We start from the raw sequence: 20,467 nt of genomic DNA on the forward strand, positions 1-20,467 counted from the left end.
TAAAATGCGTAATTTCTCCAGACGGGACTTTTTGAAACTGTCCGCTTCAGCACTGGCAGTTGCCAGTGTTTCTACTCTGCTAAGCGGTTGCGTCAGCAATTTTAGCCGCGACGCTTTAAGTAAAGTAAGCTTTAGCCATGGTGTGGCCAGTGGCGATGCTAATCAGCAGGCTGTGATCCTGTGGACCAGAGCAATACCCGTGCAGGCAGGCGTTACACAAGTCAATTTAGCCTGGCAACTTTCAAAAGACCCATCGTTTAAACAACTTGAAAGGTCGGGTTATGTCAGCACCAGCGCTGAGCGTGACTTTACCGTTAAAGTTGATGTGCAGCAGCTTATGCCTGACCAGCGGTATTATTATCGCTTTGTAGCTGCAGACAGTGACAGTATGACCGGTGTTACCCGCACCCTGGCTACAGCGGGAATGACAGAGCTGAAACTGGCTGTATTTTCATGCTCTAATTATCCTGCCGGCTATTTTAATGTGTATCGTGAAGCCGCCAGGCGAAATGATGTCGACGCAGTAATTCATCTTGGTGACTATATCTATGAATATGCTGCTGATGGCTATGCTACCGAGCGGGCGGTGGAAATCGGCCGTACCTTAGCAACAGATAACGCTTCAGAAATTATTACGTTAGATGATTACCGTAAACGTTATGCACTGTATCGTACCGATGCCGGTTTGCAGCAGCTCCATGCCGCTGTGCCCTGGTATCTGGTATGGGATGACCATGAAATTACAAATGATACCTGGCATAGCGGTGCAGAGAATCATCAGCCCGACAGCGAGGGTGATTTTTTTGAACGGCGTTCGGCAGCAGTCAGGGCTTATTATGAGTGGTTGCCAATCCGGCCACCGATGGGCGAGGACAGCATTCAGATATACCGCAGCTTCAATTTTGGCGAGTTGCTCAGCCTGCACTTGCTGGATACCCGATTGATTGCCCGTGATCAGCAATTGGCCTATAAAAACTATACTGATCCGCAAACCGGTGAGTTTGCCGCAGCGCGCTATAAAGAGGATATCAGTGCCGAGCGAAACTTGTTGGGGAAAGCTCAGCTTGGCTGGCTAACGGGTCAACTGCAGCAGTCATCGGCGAAATGGCAGCTGTTGGGGCAGCAAGTGCTGATGTCAAAAATGCATATTCCTGCTGAGTTACTTGGCACTCGTGATTTCAGCACGTTACCGGCAAAATTACTCGCGCTTGAAGAGGTTAAGCTGCGGGTACTTCGAACACAGCAGCAAGGGCTGGAGCCAGATGCAGAAGACTTAGCCCGGGTAACGCGATTGATGCCCTACAACCTGGACGCCTGGGATGGTTATCCTCGGGAACGTGAACAGCTTTATGCCACGGCCAGAGCATTGAATAAGCCGTTGCTGGTGATTGCCGGCGATACTCACAATGCCTGGCATAGTGTACTGACGGACCAGCATGGACAGCAAGTTGGAGTCGAGTTTGCGACGCCAAGCGTCAGTTCACCAGGAATGGAAAAGTATCTGAAAATTGAGCAGGAACAAGCAGCGGAAGTGGCCAGTGCCTTCAGTACCCTGATTAATGACTTGCAGTGGTGTAACTTACATCAACGGGGTTTTATGCTGCTATCTGTTACGGTACAGGGTGTGCAATGTAACTGGCAATTTATCGATAATATCTTAACGGAAGATTATCAGGTAGTTGCTGAACATAAGGCAGTGTATCAGGCATAGTGGACTAACCTTAATAATGATGCTTGCGGGCGCTGTTTTAAGGCAGAGCCCGCAAGTGTTACCCATTATTTGTTGTTACATAAACGTCTTACGGAACTCAATACCAACGAAACGCGGCGCCCCTGAAATAAAGCTTGGGTAACCAAAGGCACTACCGGTATTCCCGGCATCAACCAGATATTCTTTGTCGAACAAGTTACTTGCAAACAAGGTTACCGACCAGTTTTGCCGGCTGTGTTCTATACCCAGCCGCACGCTGGTCAGTTGCACTGCACCCTGAGCTATATCAAAATCGGCCACCGGCGCGTTATCTTCTTCAAAAAAGATGTCACTGCGAAAGGTATACATCAGTGAACTGTTCAGGCGGTATTGGCTGGTTAAGTCCCGTGAATATAGCAGGCCGGTACCGACGGAATATTCGGGTTGTAACCGGAAGCGATTACCTGCCAGTTCACCATTACTGCTATTTTCGTCAATTTTGGCATCTATCCAGGCCAGGTTGGTAAACCACTCCAGGTCAGCTGTGACGGCCCATTTTAGTTCGGCCTCAACCCCCAGGTTTTTAGCATTACCGGCATTTTCTGTAAAAAAGTTTCCTGCATCATCCTGGCGTGACACCTGGAAGTTCTGGTAGTCCTGATAAAACACTGATGCGGCGTAGCGAAACACGTTGTCGCTACTATTTCCTTTAATACCCGCTTCATAGTTCCAGATAGTTTCTGCCGGTATTTCGGTTATTTGCGGTACAACGTTGCCTTCACTAATGCTCGAGCTAACATCCAGCACCTCGGAGCGACGACCTTTAGATACCGTCGCGTAAAGGTTCATTTGCTCGTTCAACCGGTATAGGGCATTAAAGCGCGGCAACCAGGCATCGAAGCTGGCATCGGCACTGAAAATCTCACCGCCTGTTGAAACAACTGGCAGAAGTGGCACACCTGCCAGTATTGAAGCACCGAAATCGGAGGCATAACCACTGGTTTTATCTTCATCAACAAAACGCAGGCCTGCAGTAAGCTCAAGCTTTTCGGAAACGGCGTAGCTGAAATCAGCAAAAACGGAATAGGCCGTGTTTTCACCAAAGTTTTGAAATACGCCCTGATAAGGTAATATGGACGCGGCGCCACCGGTTAGGATAGGAGTTAAAATATTTACTGAACCGTCCGGATTGATGCAGGGTAAGCCAGAACCCAATAGCCCCATGCAGTTCAGAAAAACGGACTCTTCGGTACTAAATGGGACGCGCTGTGATCCTTCTTCATCGAAATAACTCACCCCAAAGAAGCTGTTTAGTTTATCGCCAGCGTAACTGAGACGAAGCTCCTGACTGAACTGCTCGCCGTTTGCATCTTCAGCGAACTCTAAGAACCAGGCCTGGGTTCCATCGGCATCAAACACTTCCAGTGAATCAAAGCGGCGATCAGCACTGATACTGGTCAACTGCCATTGGTCATTAAGCTGCCAGTTCAGGGTCAGGCTCAGGTCTTTTACGGTACGCTCTATTCCTAAATCAGCTTTACCAAATACCTGAGCAGCCAACGGGCTGCCTGTTGCTTCAGCAAAGCTGTAAGGGCTGGTGTCACCATTGGTAGGGGCAAAACGCCGACTTTTAAAAGACGTACCGCTATCATCATTTTTCTCGTAATTGTACACGAGATCAATGGTCAGTTGCTCATTCGGCGTAAAACGCACCGATGGGCGAATACCAAAGCGTTCAATACCGTTTAAGTCTGCTTCGTCTTCGGCAATATTTTCGATATAGCCATCACGCTCACGATACGTAAAAGCAACCCGCCCCTGAACTTTCGGATTACCACCGGTAACAAAGCCCTGCAGGTTTCTTGCTGAATAGTTACCCAAGCCTGCGCTGACGCCAGCTTCAAAAAGCTCTTGCGGCTTACGGGTAGTAACACTTAACGCCCCAACCGATGCGGCTGTGCCAAATAGGGTGGCTTGTGGACCTTTTACAACTTCTACCCGCTCAATATCAAAAAGTTCAAAGTACGAGCCACGGGAGCGTGAAATATCAGTACCATTATAATAAACCGATACTCTTGGTGCAGCCTGGGCTGAACCACTATCTGAGGTTATGCCCCTGATTACGAAACCCGGATTATTCGGGCTTTGTTCCTGAATGACCAGGCCCGGCGTGATCTCAGATAATACATCCAGGTCCTGAATGCCAAGCTGTTCTAACATTTCACCACTAAAAGCAGTAACGGTAACCGGCACATCCTGAATTGCTTGAACCCGTTTTTGCGTGGTGACCGTGATCCGTTCGATGTCTTTCTCTGACTCGTCAACCGCATGCACACTTACAGAGTAGCCTGCCATCGAAGCGAGAATCAGCGAGTTTAGTAACTTTTCTTTAAATTTGTTTTTGTTTGAATTCATGATTACTTAAGTCCTTGGTAATTTAATCCGGCTCTAAGCTAAAGGATATAAATGACAAGACAGCGACAAGGAAATGACAGATTTGCAACAATGGTATGACCAGATTTTGCTATGATTTGAAAAGGAAATTTTGAATTTTTTTTAAAAAGCGAGGGAGATGAATAATCTCCCTCGTTAACCAAAATGGCAAACACCCGGGAAGGAATGTCAAGCAGCACAAATATCGCAGCAACATGTTTCAAAATTATGTATTTTCATCAACAAAACATGGTTATCAAATGAAATATTCTGCGATCTGCTATCAGATTGTCAGAATCATCTGTAAACCCGGAACGGTTTTTTGCGATACACTATTGCCAGAACATGAGAAAGGAGCCGTTATGCCACGTTATTCTGCTGATTTTATCAAAGCCATGCCGAAATCTGATTTACATCTGCATTTAGATGGCAGTCTGCGGCTGGATAGCCTGATTGACATGGCAAAGCGCACTGATACCAAACTGCCTTCGCAAAGTGTTGACGGGTTAAAGCAGCTGGTATTTAAAGACAAATACCAGAACCTGGGCGAGTACCTGCACTGTTTCCAATATACCTGTGCCGTACTGCGCGACCCCGAAAATTTAGAGCAGGCCGCTTATGAACTGGCAATTGATAACCAGAACGAGGGGGTTAATTACATAGAAGTGCGCTTTGCACCGCAGCTGCTGATTGATTTAAGCCGGGGTATCGATTTTGATCAGATAATGCATGCAGTAAATAATGGCTTGAAGCGGGCGCAGAATGAATATAACCGCAGCGAATCGGTACTGAGCGGTAATAAGCCGCCTTTTGGTTATGGCATTATTAATTGCGCGATGCGGATGTTTGGCGATAAGGGCTTTTCGCCTTATTACACCAATTTATTTCAGTTAATGCGCGACTTTGCGCCAATGGATGTGATTAAACTGGCGGCAATGGAGCTGGTGCGGGCCAGCGTGCGGTTGCGTGATGAAAGTAGCATGCCGATAGTCGGCCTGGATTTAGCTGGCCAGGAGTCGGGTTATCCGGCCAGCAAATTTAAAGAAGTGTATGAATATGCTCATCAGCATTTTATGCTGAAAACTCTGCATGCCGGTGAAGCTTATGGTGCAGAAAGCGTATTTGAAGCCATTACTGAATGCTACGCCGACCGGATTGGTCATGGTTATTCGATGTTTATTCCTGACATGATCCACAGCCCCGAGATTACCGATAAAGCCGCCTATATCCGCAACCTGGCCAGCTATATTGCTGATAAGCGAATTGCTATTGAAGTGTGCCTGACCAGCAACCTGCAAACCAACCCGCAGCTTACCGATATTCGACAGCATCAGTTTAAAGCAATGCTCGACAACCGGATGGCCACGGTTATCTGTACCGACAACCGCCTGGTGTCTAACACCACGGTGTGTAATGAGTATCAGTTGGCGCTGGATAATTTCGATATTCCGCTGAAGCGCTTAAAAGACATGGTGGCCTATGGGTTTAAAAAGAGTTTTTTCCCTGGCAGTTACGTAGAAAAACGCCAGTATGCCAAGAACTGCCTGGATTATTTTGATCGGGTTGCCAAGCAGTATGGTTTTATTTAATTAAAACAATGGCTTATTTATTTTGTCGCAAAAAGCATACAGCTTAAGATCTTGATTAATAACAACTAGTTTTTCCGGTTGCTAATAGTGTCTCTAATTGCAGACACTATTAGCAAAAAGCGTCGGCATTAATAATAAAAAATTCCATAACCATATGAAATTAAACAGTTATTAAAAGTTGGCACAACACTTGATACACCTAAGGTAATTACCGGAGGTGTGTTATGGATTTATTCTTAGTATTTATCACGATGTTCCTGGTTGCCAATATGATGTTAGTGGTAACAATGTTACGTCGGGTTGATTTAAATAACCCCAGTGTTCAGGCCTGGGAGCAACAGCATGCTGCTGTTATCCACACCAACACCCATGCCGCGGCAGTAAGCTATAAACCAGCTTATGCCAGTAAGGCACAGTAAGCCAAACCTATTCCCATGAGTTCAGCTCCTTGCTGAATGCTTGTTCAGGCCAGCCCTCCTTACTGGCCTGTTTTTTTTAGTTAAACAGGTTATGCTAACGCTACCTTTCTCTGAGTTTAACTGCCTATGCGCTTTCCTTTGCGAACTGCTTCGTTGCGACAACTGGTTATTCTGAGCTTTTTGCTGGCGATGATCCCGGTCGGCGTATTGATGTGGCAAAGCCATAAAGCGCTGTCGGGTTTAAGCCGGTTTGCCACCAGTGAGGCTGAGAGTGCTGTAATCAGTGTACGTCGTGCCGAGAATATGCAAAATCTGGTAGTGGATATTGAGCGGGCCGTGCGCCAGTATGCCGTAGTGAAAACGGAGGCACTGGCCAAAGTAGCGCAAAGCCACATCAGCAACCAGCAATCCAGCCTTAGCCAACTATGTAACGACTTACCCGAGCTGAATGACTGCCTGCAACAACACAACGATTTACAGCAGTTAGCGGCGCAATTCAGTCAGCTCAGTGGCGCGCCGCTGGAGCAGCTACTACAGCAAATAAGGCTGCGGCAGCAGCGGATCAGCCAGCAAATCTGGGATCTACTGGAACAGCGCTTATTAAATCAGCAACAGTTGGTGCAGGATGCCCAGCAGCGTCAGGCCTGGCAAACCGTAGCGCTGGTGTTTCTGACCTTATTACTGGTGCTGTGGGCATCGGGCAGAGTGGCGGCGCCGGTGCAAAAACTGGATAAGATGATCAGGGCGATAGGCCAGCAGCAACAATTTCCGGAAGGGAAGCTGGAGGGCCCCCGTGAGCTGTCCGAGCTGGGTGAGCAATTGCGTTGGTTAAGTTCGCGCTTGCAGCAACTGGAAGCGCTGCGGCTGATTTTACTGCGCCATGCCTCGCATGAATTAAAAACGCCATTATCCAGTATTCGTGAGGGCTGCGCTTTACTAACCGAGCAATTATTGGGGCCGTTAAACCCGCAGCAACTGGAAGTGGTCATGCTGCTTAATGGCAGTGCTGACCGCTTAAGCCAGCTTACTGAGCAGCTGCTGGATTACAACCGGCTGTTACAACAAGCCAAACCTGAACTCAGTCACCAGGTGCCACAGCAATTGCTGCAAGCCTGTTTTGCCGACCACACGCTGTCGCTGCAGCAACGCCAGCAGCAAATAAAACTGGATTGTCAGTTAAGTAGTTTTTATACCGATGAAACTCTGTTCCGGCGTATTCTGGACAACCTGATCAATAATGCTCAGGCTTATGGTGCAGAAAGCAGTCCGGTTTGGGTTAAGCTGTACAAAAAAGATGAGATGTTGGTGCTGGATGTGGCGAACAATGGTGCACCTATTCCTACCGCACTGCGTGAAAAACTATTTGAACCCTTTCAGCGTGGTACCACCCCAAGGTTTGACGCGGTGCAGGGGTCAGGTCTGGGACTATCTATAGTAGCTGACTGCGCCAGGTTATTGGGTGGTCATGCCGATATTGTTGATGTGGTATACGCTGACGTATGTATCAGAGTGCGTTTACCGCTGCTAGAGGAAAAGTAACATGAGAATTATGCTGATATTGCTGCTGGCTTCGCTGTCAGGCTGCCAGCTGTTAAACCAGCAAAGACCTGTGCCGGAGCCGGCAGCAGAGCCGGAATTAACAGAGCAACAAAACTTACCACAAGATAGCGCGCCCGGCATTGAAGTGGCGCTAAGCCTGAGCGATGATCCGGCCACTTTGCGAGCCTGGGTGAACTACCGCGCCAGTTTATTAAACAACCGGGCGCTGTGGCGTGAATCTTTGAGTGATCTGTCTGATCCCGATCCGGTGCAAATGCTGCAGCGGATTATTTTACAGTTACATCCGGATACCCCTTATTTAACCCGGCTGCGGGTGCAAATGCAGTTAGCTGAGCAGATTGCTGCACTACCGCCCGGCCTGGCGGCACTAATCAGCTGGGATTTAACCTTTAATCAGAAATTACTGGAGACTGAGTCAGCGGTCAGTGCCCTGACCCGGCTCAATGCCCAGCAGCATGACAATATCGAGCGACTGCAAAAGAAGAATAAAGATCTGCAAAAAAAAATTGATGCATTAACCCAGATAGAAGCTCAGCTGAATGAAAGTATAAACGAGGGTAACAATGGCCGACCCTAAACCGCGTTTACTGTTAGTTGATGATGACCCAAGCTTATTGCGGCTGTTAACGTTGCGGCTGGAGGGAGAGGGCTATCAGGTAGTCAGTGCCGATTGCGCCGAAACCGCGCTGACGATTTTAAATAAACAAAGCTTTGATGTGGTGTTAAGTGATTTGCGGATGCCCGGACTGGACGGTATGAGCCTGTTCGATGAAATTGCTAAACGCTATCAGGGCCTGCCGGTGGTGCTGATGACGGCGCATGGCTCTATTCCGGAAGCGGTGGCCGCCACCCAGCGTGGGGTGTTTGGTTTTTTAACCAAGCCGCTTAATAACGCTGAACTACGTGATATTCTAAAACAGGCGGTGCATCAGTCGGTACCCGAGCAGGCTGACTGGCGCGAGGAAATTGTCAGCCGCAGCCCGTTAATGGCGGCGTTGCTGGAGCAGGCTTACCGGGTAGCCCAGCGTGATGTCAGTGTGTTAATTACCGGTGCCAGTGGTACCGGTAAGGAATTGCTGGCCAAAGCTATTCATAAAGCCAGCCCCCGGGCTAAACAACATTTTGTGGCGATAAACTGTGGCGCCCTGCCAGAGCATTTGCTGGAATCGGAGTTGTTTGGCCACAGCAAGGGGGCTTTTACCGGGGCGGTATCCGAACACGGTGGCTTATTTCGTGAAGCCGATGGTGGCACCCTGTTTTTAGATGAAATTGGCGATATGCCGGTAGCATTGCAGGTTAAATTGCTGCGGGCGCTGCAGGAGCGGCAGATCCGGCCGGTAGGCAGCAGCAAAAGCGTACCCATTAATGTCCGGGTCTTGTCGGCCACTCATCGCGATTTGCAACAGGCGATGACCGAGGGCAGCTTCCGGGAAGATTTATATTACCGCTTAAACGTGGTGAATCTGCAGTTGCCAAGCCTGGAGCAACGGCCAGAGGACATTCCGTTGCTGGCCCGTCATGTGCTGGCGTTAAGCGCAGAGCGGCATAACGTCAAGGTAACCCGCTTTGCTGATGATGCGCTGCAAACCCTGGCCACTGCCAAATGGCCGGGTAATGTGCGCCAGCTGGTCAATGTGATCGAGCAATGTGTCGCGTTAACCCACAGCCCGGTGATTGGCCAGAGTCTGGTAGAGCAGGCGCTATCACAAAACAGTAGTTACTGGCCCACCCTGACCGATGCCCGTGACCAGTTTGAGCGCCAGTATTTAGTGCGGGTACTGAAAATGACCGAAGGCAATGTTACCCGGGCGGCCGAACTGGCCGGGCGCAACCGCACCGATTTTTATAAACTGCTGAAAAAACATGAATTAAGCGCCGCCCAGGTTGCTGCTGAGGACGAAGCACTGGAGTAAGACCGGCGGCTGTTTTACACTGGCGATTTTAATAAAGGAGACTGTAATGAGCGCAATTACGCCACCTGACGGCCACCTGGCTGAAGATGCCGAAAACCCCGAGCTGATTAAAGCGAAAATTGTCAGTGAAACTGCCCGGATAAACTGGCCGCAGTTACAAAAATTTTATGCTGCAGGTTCGGTAATCACCGTTGGCTCCGGCCACGATCTGGTAGAAGTCGCGTATGCATTCAGTGCCGATGATAAAACTAAGGTGGCAGACTGGCTGGCTGCAGGTAGTGTGCAGCGCACCACAGAGCAGCAAGCGCAGCAATGGTTTGATAATAATACTGAGTTGTGGGCTGTGGTAATTTCGCCCTGGGTATTGGTGCAGGATAAACCGGCGCAGCTTAATTAACACGGCGTAACTGAGGCGATTTATGGCAACGTATAAAACAGTCGAAAGTTCAGAAATTACCTTATCGCAGCTGATGCTGCCGTCACATTCGAACTTCAGCGGTAAAATTCATGGCGGCTACCTGCTGTCACTAATGGATCAGATTGCGTTTGCCAGTGCCTCTAAATTCAGTGGCAGCTACTGTGTTACGGCGTCTGTCGACAGGGTCGATTTTCTTAACCCAATTGAAGTAGGCGAGCTGGTCACCCTGAAGGCGTCAGTTAATTATGTTGGCAATACGTCGATGATGGTGGGGATCCGGGTCGATGCCCAGAATATTCAGACCGGCATAATAAAGCACTGTAACTCATCGTATTTTACCATGATTGCCAAAGACGAAAGCGGTGCTACTTTACCGGTGCCACGGCTGCAATTAACCAGCCGTGAGCAGGTAATGCGTTACTTAAAGGCTGCCGAGCGGATCAGCGCCCGCAAACAGCGGATAGCTACGGAACCGTTTGCGGGTGATTTAGCAAAAGCGCTGGCCTTTATGGCCAGCGATCATGCCGATGTCGATATTGAAGCGTTAAGCGCTTAATTGCTAGCGGTTCAGTTGCGCTGCCAGCCACTGATGCAGCCCTTGCGCCAGTTGTGGCGTCACGTTGCCCTGCACCCCTCTGGCATTTTCCGGGATATGAGCCAGCGGGTGGTCTGGGTTAAATAAATAGTGCTGCAGCATATGCTGCCAGGCCTGCCGCTCCCCTGCCGCCATGTGATTAAACGCCTGAATAGCATGCAGTAACATTGGCAGTGGCAGGGCACTGGCGACATAAGCATTGCTCCACCAGTAGTTCACCAGCACATTAAAATCAGCGAGTGATGTCACGCTGTGCCACCAGGGGCTGGGAATATAGATGGCATCACCGGCATCTAACTCTACTGATAAACCCGCTTGATACGCTTGGGCATACAGCGGGTGCGCCTGTAAGTCAGGTTGTTGTAAATTAACCATGCTGATCGGCTGGCCAGCGGGGGTTAAATCCAGCGGACCCACATATAAATTTGTTACCTGCTCCGGCGGAAACAGGGTAAAGCGCCGCTTACCTGCGGCTACCACTGCGATATTGCTGGCTTCATCAAAGTGCGCCGGCACTGTAACCCGGGTACCTAGCCAGATAAACGGTTTAGGAGCGGGGTTCAGCAGCGGGTTGGTCAGCTCAGTTAACAGCGAACTGAAATTATCTGCTACCGGCACGCATTGCACGCAGTAACGGTTGCTATCGTCGCTGTTGCTGGCCAGCATTGTCGTTATTGCCGCATTAAGCGGCTGCTGACTGGCGCTAAAGTTCATCCCGCTGATGCTGCTATTGTAAAACAACCGGCCGTCAGTATCGGCCGGTAAGCTAACCAGCTTCTGTGGTTTATTGTTGCAGCGCGCGGTTAAATAAGCTGCCGCTGCTGACAGTGACTGCTTAGCAGCCTGCACCAGCGGCCAGTGGGCAGCAAAATCGCGCAGCACCAGCGGCCGGTAATGGTCCGTAACTTTTTCAGCAAAATTTTCTGCAGTCACCCCACTGACTTCTGTCGGTGCCGGTAAATTTTCCAACGCATAACCGGGGTGCATACTGTGCTCTGAACTGGCCATTTACTCCCCTGTTGTCAGTAACCGGCTGCCTGGCCGTCTTTACGCGACTCTGATGCGCCAATATAGGTGCCGTTTTCATGGTCTTTCATAATGGCCTGATAACCACCATAACCACCCAGTCCATAGCGCACCTGATGGCCTTTAAGCATCAGGTCACGTACCGTGCTGTAAGGCACGCCACGTTCTACTTCAATATAACCGCCATTGGTCAGGTAAGTATCCTGGCCATCGGTGGGTTCAGTATTGCCCAGGTGTTGCCAGCGGGCGGCATCTCCGGCTTCCTGCAGGTTCATGCCATAGTCGACCATATTCACCAGAATTTGCACATGACCCTGTGGTTGCATGGCACCGCCCATTACGCCATAGCTGACCAACGGCTTACCGTCTTTAGTGATAAAGGCCGGAATAATGGTGTTAAAGGGTCTTTTGCCGGGTTGATAAACATTGGCGTGGTTTTTATCCATTGAAAACAGCTGACCACGGTCCTGAAACACAAAGCCCAGCCCCGGCACAACGACGCCGGAGCCCATGCCGCGGTAATTGCTCTGAATTAACGACACCATATTGCCGTCTTTATCGGCCGTGGTCATATAAATGGTATCGCCCTCATACAGGTGCGGATTGCCGGCATCAACCCGCTGTGCAGCGCGCTCGCCAATCAGTTTGGCCCGCTCTGCACCGTATTCCTCTGAAATTAAACCCTGCAACGGCGTTTTATGAAAGTCCTGATCAGCATAAAATTTGGCGCGATCTTCAAACGCCAGCTTTTTCGCTTCTACCAGGGTGTGAATACTTTGCGGGGTGTTAAAGCCCATGGCTTTTAAATCAAAGTTCTTCAGAATTTGCAGCATTTGCAGTGCCGCTACACCCTGACCATTGGGTGGCAGTTCCCACAGGGTGTAGCCTTTATAATCAACACCAACCGGCTCAACCCAGGTCGAACGGTGGTTGGTAAAGTCGGCAAAACGCAGGTAGCCGCCATTTTCCCGCATAAAGCGGTCAATTTGTACTGCAATATCCCCTTTGTAGAATACGTCCCGGCCTTCTTTTGCCAGGGCTTTGTAGGTATTGGCCAGGGCCGGGTTTTTAAAAATCTGGCCTTTAGCCGGCGCTTTGCCGTCAATGGTGAAGGTGCCTTTAAAGTCGCCTGGCTGTGGGCTTAAAATTGGCACGCTGCGCTGCCAGTAGTAGGCAATCAGCTCGGTAACCGGAAAGCCCTGCTCGGCATAATCAATGGCCGGTTGCAAAATGCTGGCCATATCCAGCTTGCCGAATTTCTTATGTAATTCAAACCAGCCATCGACGGCGCCGGGTACGCTGATTGGCAGCATGCCATGCGGCGGTAAGTCTGGACGATCCAGCTTTTCCAGTTCATGCGCCAGCATTTCGTAGCTTAAACTTAGCGGCGAGCGGCCTGAACCGTTCAAACCATGTAGCTTGCCGGATTTGGCATCCCAGACGATAGCGTATAAATCACCGCCAATACCATTGCCGGTAGGTTCCATTAAACCCAGTGCTGCGTTGGCGGCGATGGCCGCATCAATGGCATTGCCACCCTTTTTCATGGTATCCAGCGCAATCTGGGTAGCCAGCGGGTGGCTGGTCGCGGCCATGGCGTTCTGGGCTATTACTTCTGAGCGGCTGGCAAAGTCGTGGCCGGTAACCCGGTCGTAGGCTGTGACAGCATAACTTGCCAGCAGCGCGGTGCTGGCAAGCAGGCTAACAGAGAAACATAATTTCATGGTGGTTTACCTTAGTTAATATTAATGCCACGCTAGCGGCTGCAGACAGTAATTGCCAGCGCCTTTCGACCAACGGGCCCTGGTTAACGATCAGCCGGGCTGACTAAATGCACTGACAGGGCGGTTTTTTGTGGTGCAGTTAATGGCAGAGCCTGTTGTTGCTGATAGTTAAACTGCACCATTGTGGTAGTGCCGGATGCGCATCTAACCCCGTTTTGCCAGGCCTCCTGATAAACGTCAAACGAGCTGCCACCAAGCCGGCTGATAAAGGTGCGAATTTCTACTGGCTCACCATACTGAGTTTGGGCATGATAGTCGATAGTGACCCGGGCGATGATCAGCGGCCATTGTTGCAGATTCAGTTGCGGGGTAAAAATGCGAAATACCGCGGTACGGGCCCCTTCAAACCACACCGCAAATACGGTGTTGTTAATATGCCCCAGGGCATCGGTTTCAGAAAAACGGGGCTGAATAACTTCGCTAAACATAACCAGGAATACTCATGACAGATTTTATAGAGGTGTACGATAATGCGTTAAGCCCGGACTTTTGCCAACAGCTAATCACGCTTTTTGACAGCAGCCCGCATCGGGTGCCGGGCCGCACTGGCGCCGGAGTAGACACCAGTAAAAAAATCAGTACCGACTTATATTTAAATCAGCATCCGGAATATCAGGCGGCGATGCAGCAGATAATAGATGCAACCAGCCAGTATGCTGCCGAGTACTTTGCCAAGTATCACTTCGCGCTGATCGCGCCGGTAGGGTTAACGGTCAGCCACCCGCAAACCGGCCAGCCATTGGCGATTACCCATGAAAATTATGCTGAGTTTGGCGCACCGAAAGCCGCCGATTTTATGCGGACCCTGTACCGTTTGGGGCCGGTTCAGGCGCAAAAGTATCAGGCAGGCAAAGGCAATTATAATTACTGGCACTGTGAGGTCTACCCGCAGTTACCGCATAACGAGCCCTTGCACCGTACTTTGTTATTTATGTTTTATTTAAATGATGTAGCCGAAGGCGGCCAGACCGAGTTTTTCTATCAGAATAAAGCCATTAGCCCGAAAGCTGGCCGGATGGTCATTGCGCCCGCCTACTTTACCCATACTCATCGCGGCTGCACACCGGTCAGCAACGATAAATATATTCTGACCAGCTGGATTTTATTTAACCGCGCAGAGCAGCTTTACGGTCCGCCACAAAGTTAGAATAATAAAAAGCCCCTGCAGAACAGGGGCTTTTTCGTGGCAGAAGCCAGCTTAGAAACTGTAGCTGACACCCAGTTCGAATGAACGCTCAGGGCCAACATAAATACCCTGGCGTAAGCCGGTGATATAGCGTTTATTGGTCAGGTTTTTCACCGCACCAAATACCCGGACATTGTCTGCCAGTTTATATTGAGCAGTTAAATCCAGCACCGTGTAAGAGGGCATTAAACCGCCCCAAATCCCGCCGGCAGCGCCGTCCGGGATGTCCAGCGTATTGCTGGCATCGCCATACTGCTCACCACGGTGGTGGGCTGTCAGGGCGGCACTTAACTTTTCCAGTTGGTAGTTAAGGGCCAGGTTGGCAATAATTTTCGGTGCATAAGGTAAACGGTTACCCTGGTTTTCACCGCTTTTAAACTCAGAGGTCGGCACCCAGGTCGCGTTACTGTGAATACTGAAACCACCAGCCAGTTGGTAGCCCAGCATAAACTCCATACCGCGATGTTCGGTTTCACCGGCGTTAGACTGCGATAAATTCGGATCACTGTTACCGGTAACCACCTGATTACTGAAATCCATCATAAAGGCAGCAACTTCATAACTGATCTTGCCCTGTTTGCCACGCAAGCCCAGCTCATAGTTGGTGGAACGTTCACCATCCAGGTCCTGATCAGTCAGACCATCCAGCGCTACACCGTTCGATGCCGGTGAGAATGCCCGGTATACACCACCATACAGCTGTGCTGCTTCATTCAGGTTATAAGTAGCACCGATACCCGGCAACACTTCGGTATTGCTGGTTTTGGCAGTGGCGTTATTGTCAGTCAGTATCAACCGGGTTTGCTCATATGATTCAACCCGCAAGCCAGGCGTTACGGCAAACTGGTCATTCAGTTCAATCCGGCTCTGGGCATAGGCTGCCACACTGTCGGCAGAATCTATCCGGTGGCGGTCATTGACACCGGTGCGATCTGCGCTACGCACTGCCCGGATCCGGGTATCGTTGGCTTCTTCCTGCATAAAACGCAGACCAAGTTCACTGTTGGCGGTTAAGCCAGCAAGGTTATGGTCTACATTTAAGCGGGTTTCAATGCCCACCCGGTCGAATGAACGGTTGTTGCCGGTTAATGCGTCGGTATAGACCCAGCGGCCTGCTTCGTTTGAGGCGGCGCTATCAACATTATAGCGCCAGTAGTCCCTGCTCATTTCGCTCCAGTACAGCAGTGTTTTTAATGTTGCGTTGCTGGAGAGGGTCCACTCATGGTTGATATCAAAGGCAGTGCGGTCAGTCAGAAAATAATCGTCTGGCGCAGGATTATAATCTGCACCTGCCAGATAATCGGCCAGTAATAAGCCGCGGTAAGAAATGTTAGCGTCGTTTTCATAACGCGATATTTTGATACCCAGCTTCTGGTTGTTACTGAAAATAACCCCGGCCTTGGCCATCACATCGGTCATTTCATAATCTTTGTCCATAAAGCCGTCACTGCTGGCATGGGTAGCAACAATACCGGCAAAGGCATCGCCCGAGGCAGATTTGCCGCCGGCTTCCACGTTAACTTCCTGCATATTGAACGAGCCAGCGCGACCCGTTAAGGTTACACCATCATCTGGTGTTTTAGTCTGATAGTTGACCACGCCACCGATGGTCGAAGGCCCATAACGCAATGATGCCGAGCCTTTTAACACTTCTACCTGCTCGACCCGCTGGATCCGTGGATTAAAATAACGGTCGTTACCAACAAATAAGCCAGGCGCTACCGGTACACCGTCTTCCAGCATTAACGACTTTGACTCGCTGGCAGATAAACCGCGGATACCAAAGTTTGCCACTACTGAGGTTTCTTCTTCACTTTTTATATTAATGCCCGGAATACGACGCAGAATATCTTCGGTAGATAACGGCTGAATTTGCTCAATTTGTTCACGGTTAATAATAACCACAGTACCGGTCTGGTCCAGTAATACCGGATTAGCAGTGCCAACCACCCGGATAACTTCCAGCGCTGGCATAATGGTTTTACGTTCTGCTTTGTTCTCGTTGTTTTCAGCACTAACTGTTTGCTGTTGAGCAACAGCGCTCAGTGATAGCGTGGCCAGAGCAACAGCCAGTGATAAGCGTGACATTTTAGCCCGCATAACGACTCCTTTAGATCGACAGACGAATTTTAATGGGCGCAATTAGAACACAACTTAAAATGCGAATCAATCTCATTAGTGTTATTTAGGTTTTGGTAAAGTTTAGCGTGATGAGTGTTTGGATAAGCGCTGGACAGCAGATCGCCTGAACAGGCGGATTGAAAAACAGCAGGCAGTTAAGTTAAGCCCGCTGTTTAGTCGGGGGGGCGGTAATTAGTTGTCGCGGTTAACCGGTTTTATCATCTTCAGGTGAGGAATATCATCTTCCAGATAAGGTTCACTGGCGCTTTCAAAACCAGACTCCTGATAAAACTGCTGCAAATAACACTGGGCAGAGATATGAATATCCATATCCGGCCAGAATTGTTCTGCCACTTCCAGGGTTTTGTCCATCAGAACCCGGCCAAGGCCCAGGCGGCGGGCGGTTTGTGACACGCATACCCTGCCAATACCCGGAAAGCCAGGGAAGCTGACATCTGGTGCCAGTACCCGGGAATAGGCAATGACTTTGTCGCCTTTTTTCAAAATAATATGGCGGGTTTGCGGATGCAGATCTTTATCATCTAATTCCGGATAGGGGCAATTTTGTTCTACTACAAATACGTCAACCCGTAACTGTAGCATCGAGTAAAGCGTTAAGGTGTCCAGTTCGGCAAAAGTCTGTACTTGCCATTGCATATACTAAGTTCCCTGTTTTACTGCGCGAACGCAATCTGCCAGAACTATATCAGAGGCAACCCTGGCAACGCCAGTAGCCAGCGGGAAACAGGCTGGCAAAAATATGGCAAGTATCACAAAAATGCTATTTTATTGTAACTGTTTTGCCATTTACTGCCGGTTTAATAGAGCGACCTAATCATCCGTTCAAATCCGGAGTAATAATAATGACCGACAGTAAAACCGCAACCAGTGTAAATATCGATAACTCAGGGATCGATCCACAAACTAACTTTTCTGTTAATCCGACTTTTGCTGCGATAGTGGAAAGCCGGATGGCCCGCCGCCGTTTTTTAAAAGGCAGTGTCGGTGCTGCCGTCGCCGCCATTATTGGCAGTTCTCTTACTGCGTGTAGCAGCAGCGACAATGAAGCAGCGCCAGCGCCGGTCGTACCGCCGGTAGCAGAAGCGCCGTTGCTGGGGTTTGCTGCAGTTGCTGCCAGCCGGGTTGATACCGTGCTGGTACCTGAAGGTTACAGTGCCAGCGTATTGCTGCCATGGGGCACCCCGCTGGCCGGAGATTATCCGGCCTACCTGGCAGATGCCAGTAATACCGGTCAGGACCAGGAGCAACAGGTGGGCATGCATCACGACGGTATGCACTTTTTCCCAATAGATGCCCGCAGCAATGGCAGCAGCTCTACTGAGGGCTTACTGGTATTTAACCATGAGTATATCGACCACAATCTTATTCATCCCAATGGCATTGATGCTATCCCGCGGCTGGCGGATCAGGTTCGCAAAGAAATGGCCGCGCATGGTGTCAGCGTTGCCCATATTCAGCAGCAGGCCGACGGTAGCTGGCAGCTGGTGAATAACAGCCCGTTTAACCGACGGATAACCGCGGCAACGCCAATGGAGCTGGCCGGCCCGGTACGCGGGAGTAACAAAGTCGTGACTAAATACAGCCCGGAGGGCAGCCGCACCCGCGGTACCCTGAACAACTGTGGCAATGGTTTTACGCCCTGGGGCACCTATTTAACCTGCGAAGAAAACTGGGCCGGCTATTTTGTTAACACCGACGCGGAGCAACCACGTGAACATCAGCGTTATGGCGTGTCTGGTAGTAACGGTCGTTACTTCTGGGAAACGGCAACACCGGCCGCTGACCAGTATCAGCGCTTTAATGCCAGTGCAACGGCGGCGAGTGCCAGTGAAGACTACCGCAACGAGCCCAATACCTATGGCTGGATTGTCGAGATAGACCCTTTTAATCCGGATAGCGTGCCACAAAAACGCACCGCGCTGGGCCGCTTTGGCCATGAGGGTATTATTTTTGGCAAACTGGAAGAAGGTAAACCCCTGGTACTGTACTCAGGTGATGACTCCCGCTTTGAGTATATTTATAAGTTTGTCTCGGCCGCACCTTATTATCAGAATACAGCTGGTGGCCATTTGTTAAATGACGGTGTGTTGTATGTGGCCCGTTTTAATGACGACGGCAGCGGTGAATGGTTGCCGCTGGACATTAACAACGCTGATTTTCAGACAAAAGCCAGTGCCGCCGGGGTGGCGTTTGCTGACCAGGCAGACGTACTTCTGAATACCCGGCTGGCGGCTGATGTGTCCGGGGCGACCAAGATGGATCGGCCGGAGTGGGGTGCAGTGCATCCTGACACCGGAGAAGTTTATTTTACCCTGACCAATAACACCCGGCGCACAGCAGAGCAGCTGGACGCCGCTAACCCCAGAGCAAACAACACCACTGGCCATATTATCCGCTGGCATGAGCGCGATACCCAGGAAGCTTTGGCATTTGACTGGGATATCTTCCTGTTAGCCGGTGATGTTGGCACCGAAACGCCGGGTACTGAGCTGGTGCTGGATGCCGACAATCATCTGGCCAGTCCGGACGGCTTGTGGTTTGATAAAAACGGCCTGCTATGGATCCAGACCGATATGAGCGGCAGTCAGCAGGGCGAAGGCCCCTATGGTAATAACCAGATGCTGGTCGCCGATCCGGTAACCCGGCAGATGAAACGCTTTTTAGTTGGGCCGACGGATTGTGAAGTAACCGGTATCAGCGCCACACCGGATATGAAAACCCTGTTTGTTAATATCCAGCACCCGGGCGATCGTTCCAGCCCGGATAACTTCACCAGCCACTGGCCTGACGGCGGCAGCAGCCGGGCGCGCTCAGCCACGGTAGTCATTACCAAAGACGACGGTGGGGTGATTGGTAGTTAAGTAACGGGAAGTAAGGTAACTACTTGCTAAGTAAAAAAAAGCCGGCAGAATCTCTGCCGGCTTTTTGCTTGTTATCGCTATGGACGCAGCCAATCCGCCTAACGCTTTTTCGGGATCCAGGCCATTTGTAACATGGTCTTTACCCGCTATAATATTTATCTGTGCCCTGATTGGTGTGGTTTTTGGGGTTTACCCTGCCATAAAAGCCTCAGAGCTCGATCCGACCACCGCACTACAAACCGACTAAAGCTAGCATGAGGTGAGTTTTATGCGTGATCCTTTTCTACAAGCTGCCATTGACGAAGCCAAAAAAGGCCTGGCCGAAGGAGGTATCCCTATTGGTTCGGTGTTGGTGATTGATGGCGAAATTGTTGGTCGCGGCCATAATCAACGAGTACAACAAGGTAGCGCCATCTTGCATGCCGAAATGGATTGTTTTGAGCAAGCCGGTCGTTTATCACCCGCCGATTACAAAAAAGCCACGCTTTACTCTACATTGTCGCCTTGTGATATGTGCAGCGGCACTGCGTTACTGTACGGTATACCAAAGATCGTGATTGGTGAAAATCACACCTTTCAAGGTCCGGAAGCTTATTTGCGTAGCCGCGGTGTTGAGCTAAATATCGTCCAGGATGAAGAGTGCATAAAACTGATGCAAGACTTTATTGCCGCTGCGCCAAACTTATGGTTTGAAGATATTGGCAAGGTATGAGTGCCCTTAGACAAAAATCAATAGAAATCAATAGGGTCAGAAAATCAATAGGGTCAGAGACATTGATTTTTGGTCACTAGCGGGCTAGCGCTTCTCAGGTATTTCACGGAAGAAACCCGATGGCCGCATGCCCCAAAGT

General features: G+C 50.1%; 17 protein-coding genes. 11 read left to right on the top strand and 6 right to left on the bottom strand.

The features are described from left to right. The first annotated feature begins 4 nt into the window (after nucleotides 1-4). Nucleotides 5-1,711 carry an alkaline phosphatase D family protein gene (locus tag CRO03_RS06540; RefSeq protein ID WP_097110908.1) on the top strand — a complete coding sequence of 569 codons (1,707 nt, stop codon included), beginning with the start codon at nucleotides 5-7 and terminating at the stop codon, nucleotides 1,709-1,711. 75 nt (nucleotides 1,712-1,786) lie between these two features. Here the strand turns inward: CRO03_RS06540 and CRO03_RS06545 are convergent, their stop codons facing one another. Then, a complete protein-coding gene (locus CRO03_RS06545) occupies nucleotides 1,787-4,105 on the bottom strand; it encodes a TonB-dependent receptor (RefSeq protein ID WP_097110805.1) in 2,319 nt (772 codons plus the stop codon). 380 nt (nucleotides 4,106-4,485) lie between these two features. On the opposite strand from CRO03_RS06545, the gene CRO03_RS06550 reads away from it, so the two are divergent. The 7 genes from CRO03_RS06550 to CRO03_RS06580 all read left to right on the top strand — a co-directional run bounded on the left by CRO03_RS06550 (nucleotide 4,486) and on the right by CRO03_RS06580 (nucleotide 10,578). Beyond that, a complete protein-coding gene (locus CRO03_RS06550) occupies nucleotides 4,486-5,712 on the top strand; it encodes an adenosine deaminase family protein (protein WP_097110806.1) in 1,227 nt (408 codons plus the stop codon). Nucleotides 5,713-5,936: 224 nt separating this feature from the next. Beyond that, the gene (locus CRO03_RS06555; protein ID WP_097110807.1) at nucleotides 5,937-6,131 is read left to right on the top strand and encodes a hypothetical protein; all 195 of its coding nucleotides are present in this window, start codon (nucleotides 5,937-5,939) and stop codon (nucleotides 6,129-6,131) included. A gap of 126 nt (nucleotides 6,132-6,257) precedes the next feature. Continuing rightward, a complete protein-coding gene (locus CRO03_RS06560; RefSeq protein ID WP_097110808.1) occupies nucleotides 6,258-7,670 on the top strand; it encodes a sensor histidine kinase in 1,413 nt (470 codons plus the stop codon). Nucleotide 7,671: 1 nt separating this feature from the next. Beyond that, the gene (locus tag CRO03_RS06565; protein WP_097110809.1) at nucleotides 7,672-8,268 is read left to right on the top strand and encodes a hypothetical protein; all 597 of its coding nucleotides are present in this window, start codon (nucleotides 7,672-7,674) and stop codon (nucleotides 8,266-8,268) included. Then, complete coding sequence (locus tag CRO03_RS06570; protein WP_097110810.1) at nucleotides 8,255-9,604, top strand: sigma 54-interacting transcriptional regulator; 1,350 nt, start codon at nucleotides 8,255-8,257, stop codon at nucleotides 9,602-9,604. The genes CRO03_RS06565 and CRO03_RS06570 overlap by 14 nt, the downstream gene beginning before the upstream one ends. Before the next feature lie 46 nt (nucleotides 9,605-9,650). Continuing rightward, complete coding sequence (locus tag CRO03_RS06575; RefSeq protein ID WP_097110811.1) at nucleotides 9,651-10,001, top strand: DUF2288 domain-containing protein; 351 nt, start codon at nucleotides 9,651-9,653, stop codon at nucleotides 9,999-10,001. Between the two features lie 22 nt (nucleotides 10,002-10,023). Further along, nucleotides 10,024-10,578 carry an acyl-CoA thioesterase gene (locus CRO03_RS06580; protein ID WP_097110812.1) on the top strand — a complete coding sequence of 185 codons (555 nt, stop codon included), beginning with the start codon at nucleotides 10,024-10,026 and terminating at the stop codon, nucleotides 10,576-10,578. 3 nt (nucleotides 10,579-10,581) lie between these two features. Here the strand turns inward: CRO03_RS06580 and CRO03_RS06585 are convergent, their stop codons facing one another. The 3 genes from CRO03_RS06585 to CRO03_RS06595 form a co-directional block, all read right to left on the bottom strand. Next, nucleotides 10,582-11,625: a cupin-like domain-containing protein gene (locus CRO03_RS06585; protein ID WP_097110813.1), complete on the bottom strand. Its 1,044-nt coding sequence runs from the start codon at nucleotides 11,623-11,625 to the stop codon at nucleotides 10,582-10,584. A gap of 14 nt (nucleotides 11,626-11,639) precedes the next feature. Next, entirely contained in the window at nucleotides 11,640-13,367 is a 1,728-nt protein-coding gene (gene ggt, locus CRO03_RS06590; protein ID WP_097110814.1) for a gamma-glutamyltransferase, read from the bottom strand. 83 nt (nucleotides 13,368-13,450) lie between these two features. After that, nucleotides 13,451-13,855, bottom strand: coding sequence for an acyl-CoA thioesterase (locus tag CRO03_RS06595; RefSeq protein WP_097110815.1), 405 nt, complete (start codon nucleotides 13,853-13,855; stop codon nucleotides 13,451-13,453). A 14-nt stretch (nucleotides 13,856-13,869) separates the two neighbouring features. Between CRO03_RS06595 and CRO03_RS06600 the strand changes: the two genes are divergently transcribed. Continuing rightward, nucleotides 13,870-14,574, top strand: coding sequence for a 2OG-Fe(II) oxygenase (locus CRO03_RS06600; protein ID WP_097110816.1), 705 nt, complete (start codon nucleotides 13,870-13,872; stop codon nucleotides 14,572-14,574). A 51-nt stretch (nucleotides 14,575-14,625) separates the two neighbouring features. On the opposite strand, the gene CRO03_RS06605 is transcribed toward CRO03_RS06600, so the two are convergent. Next, nucleotides 14,626-16,713 (bottom strand): TonB-dependent receptor family protein, encoded by a 2,088-nt coding sequence (locus CRO03_RS06605; protein WP_097110817.1) that lies wholly within the window; start codon nucleotides 16,711-16,713, stop codon nucleotides 14,626-14,628. 213 nt (nucleotides 16,714-16,926) lie between these two features. After that, nucleotides 16,927-17,391 carry a GNAT family N-acetyltransferase gene (locus CRO03_RS06610; RefSeq protein ID WP_097110818.1) on the bottom strand — a complete coding sequence of 155 codons (465 nt, stop codon included), beginning with the start codon at nucleotides 17,389-17,391 and terminating at the stop codon, nucleotides 16,927-16,929. 206 nt (nucleotides 17,392-17,597) lie between these two features. Here CRO03_RS06610 and CRO03_RS06615 point away from each other — a divergent pair, with 206 nt between their 5' ends. Together CRO03_RS06615 and CRO03_RS06620 are read left to right on the top strand one after the other, a co-directional pair. After that, the gene (locus CRO03_RS06615) at nucleotides 17,598-19,616 is read left to right on the top strand and encodes a PhoX family protein (RefSeq protein ID WP_097110819.1); all 2,019 of its coding nucleotides are present in this window, start codon (nucleotides 17,598-17,600) and stop codon (nucleotides 19,614-19,616) included. A gap of 268 nt (nucleotides 19,617-19,884) precedes the next feature. Further along, on the top strand, nucleotides 19,885-20,328 hold the full coding sequence (locus CRO03_RS06620) for a nucleoside deaminase (protein WP_097110820.1): 444 nt from the start codon (nucleotides 19,885-19,887) through the stop codon (nucleotides 20,326-20,328). Nucleotides 20,329-20,467: the final 139 nt, after the last annotated feature.

It is taken from the genome of Arsukibacterium tuosuense (genome assembly GCF_900215315.1).
Taxonomy (GTDB): Bacteria; Pseudomonadota; Gammaproteobacteria; order Enterobacterales; family Alteromonadaceae; genus Alishewanella; species Alishewanella tuosuense.

What these genes read in the sequence shown, in the direction of transcription:
- ggt (WP_097110814.1), bottom strand. Translation starts at nt 13,367, where the DNA reads ATGAAATTATGTTTCTCTGTTAGCCTGCTTGCCAGCACCGCGCTGCTG.
- CRO03_RS06575 (WP_097110811.1), top strand. Translation starts at nt 9,651, where the DNA reads ATGAGCGCAATTACGCCACCTGACGGCCACCTGGCTGAAGATGCCGAA.
- CRO03_RS06540 (WP_097110908.1), top strand. Translation starts at nt 5, where the DNA reads ATGCGTAATTTCTCCAGACGGGACTTTTTGAAACTGTCCGCTTCAGCA.
- CRO03_RS06550 (WP_097110806.1), top strand. Translation starts at nt 4,486, where the DNA reads ATGCCACGTTATTCTGCTGATTTTATCAAAGCCATGCCGAAATCTGAT.
- CRO03_RS06545 (WP_097110805.1), bottom strand. Translation starts at nt 4,105, where the DNA reads ATGAATTCAAACAAAAACAAATTTAAAGAAAAGTTACTAAACTCGCTG.
- CRO03_RS06585 (WP_097110813.1), bottom strand. Translation starts at nt 11,625, where the DNA reads ATGGCCAGTTCAGAGCACAGTATGCACCCCGGTTATGCGTTGGAAAAT.
- CRO03_RS06560 (WP_097110808.1), top strand. Translation starts at nt 6,258, where the DNA reads ATGCGCTTTCCTTTGCGAACTGCTTCGTTGCGACAACTGGTTATTCTG.
- CRO03_RS06605 (WP_097110817.1), bottom strand. Translation starts at nt 16,713, where the DNA reads ATGCGGGCTAAAATGTCACGCTTATCACTGGCTGTTGCTCTGGCCACG.
- CRO03_RS06595 (WP_097110815.1), bottom strand. Translation starts at nt 13,855, where the DNA reads ATGTTTAGCGAAGTTATTCAGCCCCGTTTTTCTGAAACCGATGCCCTG.
- CRO03_RS06610 (WP_097110818.1), bottom strand. Translation starts at nt 17,391, where the DNA reads ATGCAATGGCAAGTACAGACTTTTGCCGAACTGGACACCTTAACGCTT.
- CRO03_RS06620 (WP_097110820.1), top strand. Translation starts at nt 19,885, where the DNA reads ATGCGTGATCCTTTTCTACAAGCTGCCATTGACGAAGCCAAAAAAGGC.
- CRO03_RS06600 (WP_097110816.1), top strand. Translation starts at nt 13,870, where the DNA reads ATGACAGATTTTATAGAGGTGTACGATAATGCGTTAAGCCCGGACTTT.
- CRO03_RS06565 (WP_097110809.1), top strand. Translation starts at nt 7,672, where the DNA reads ATGAGAATTATGCTGATATTGCTGCTGGCTTCGCTGTCAGGCTGCCAG.
- CRO03_RS06580 (WP_097110812.1), top strand. Translation starts at nt 10,024, where the DNA reads ATGGCAACGTATAAAACAGTCGAAAGTTCAGAAATTACCTTATCGCAG.
- CRO03_RS06555 (WP_097110807.1), top strand. Translation starts at nt 5,937, where the DNA reads ATGGATTTATTCTTAGTATTTATCACGATGTTCCTGGTTGCCAATATG.
- CRO03_RS06570 (WP_097110810.1), top strand. Translation starts at nt 8,255, where the DNA reads ATGGCCGACCCTAAACCGCGTTTACTGTTAGTTGATGATGACCCAAGC.
- CRO03_RS06615 (WP_097110819.1), top strand. Translation starts at nt 17,598, where the DNA reads ATGACCGACAGTAAAACCGCAACCAGTGTAAATATCGATAACTCAGGG.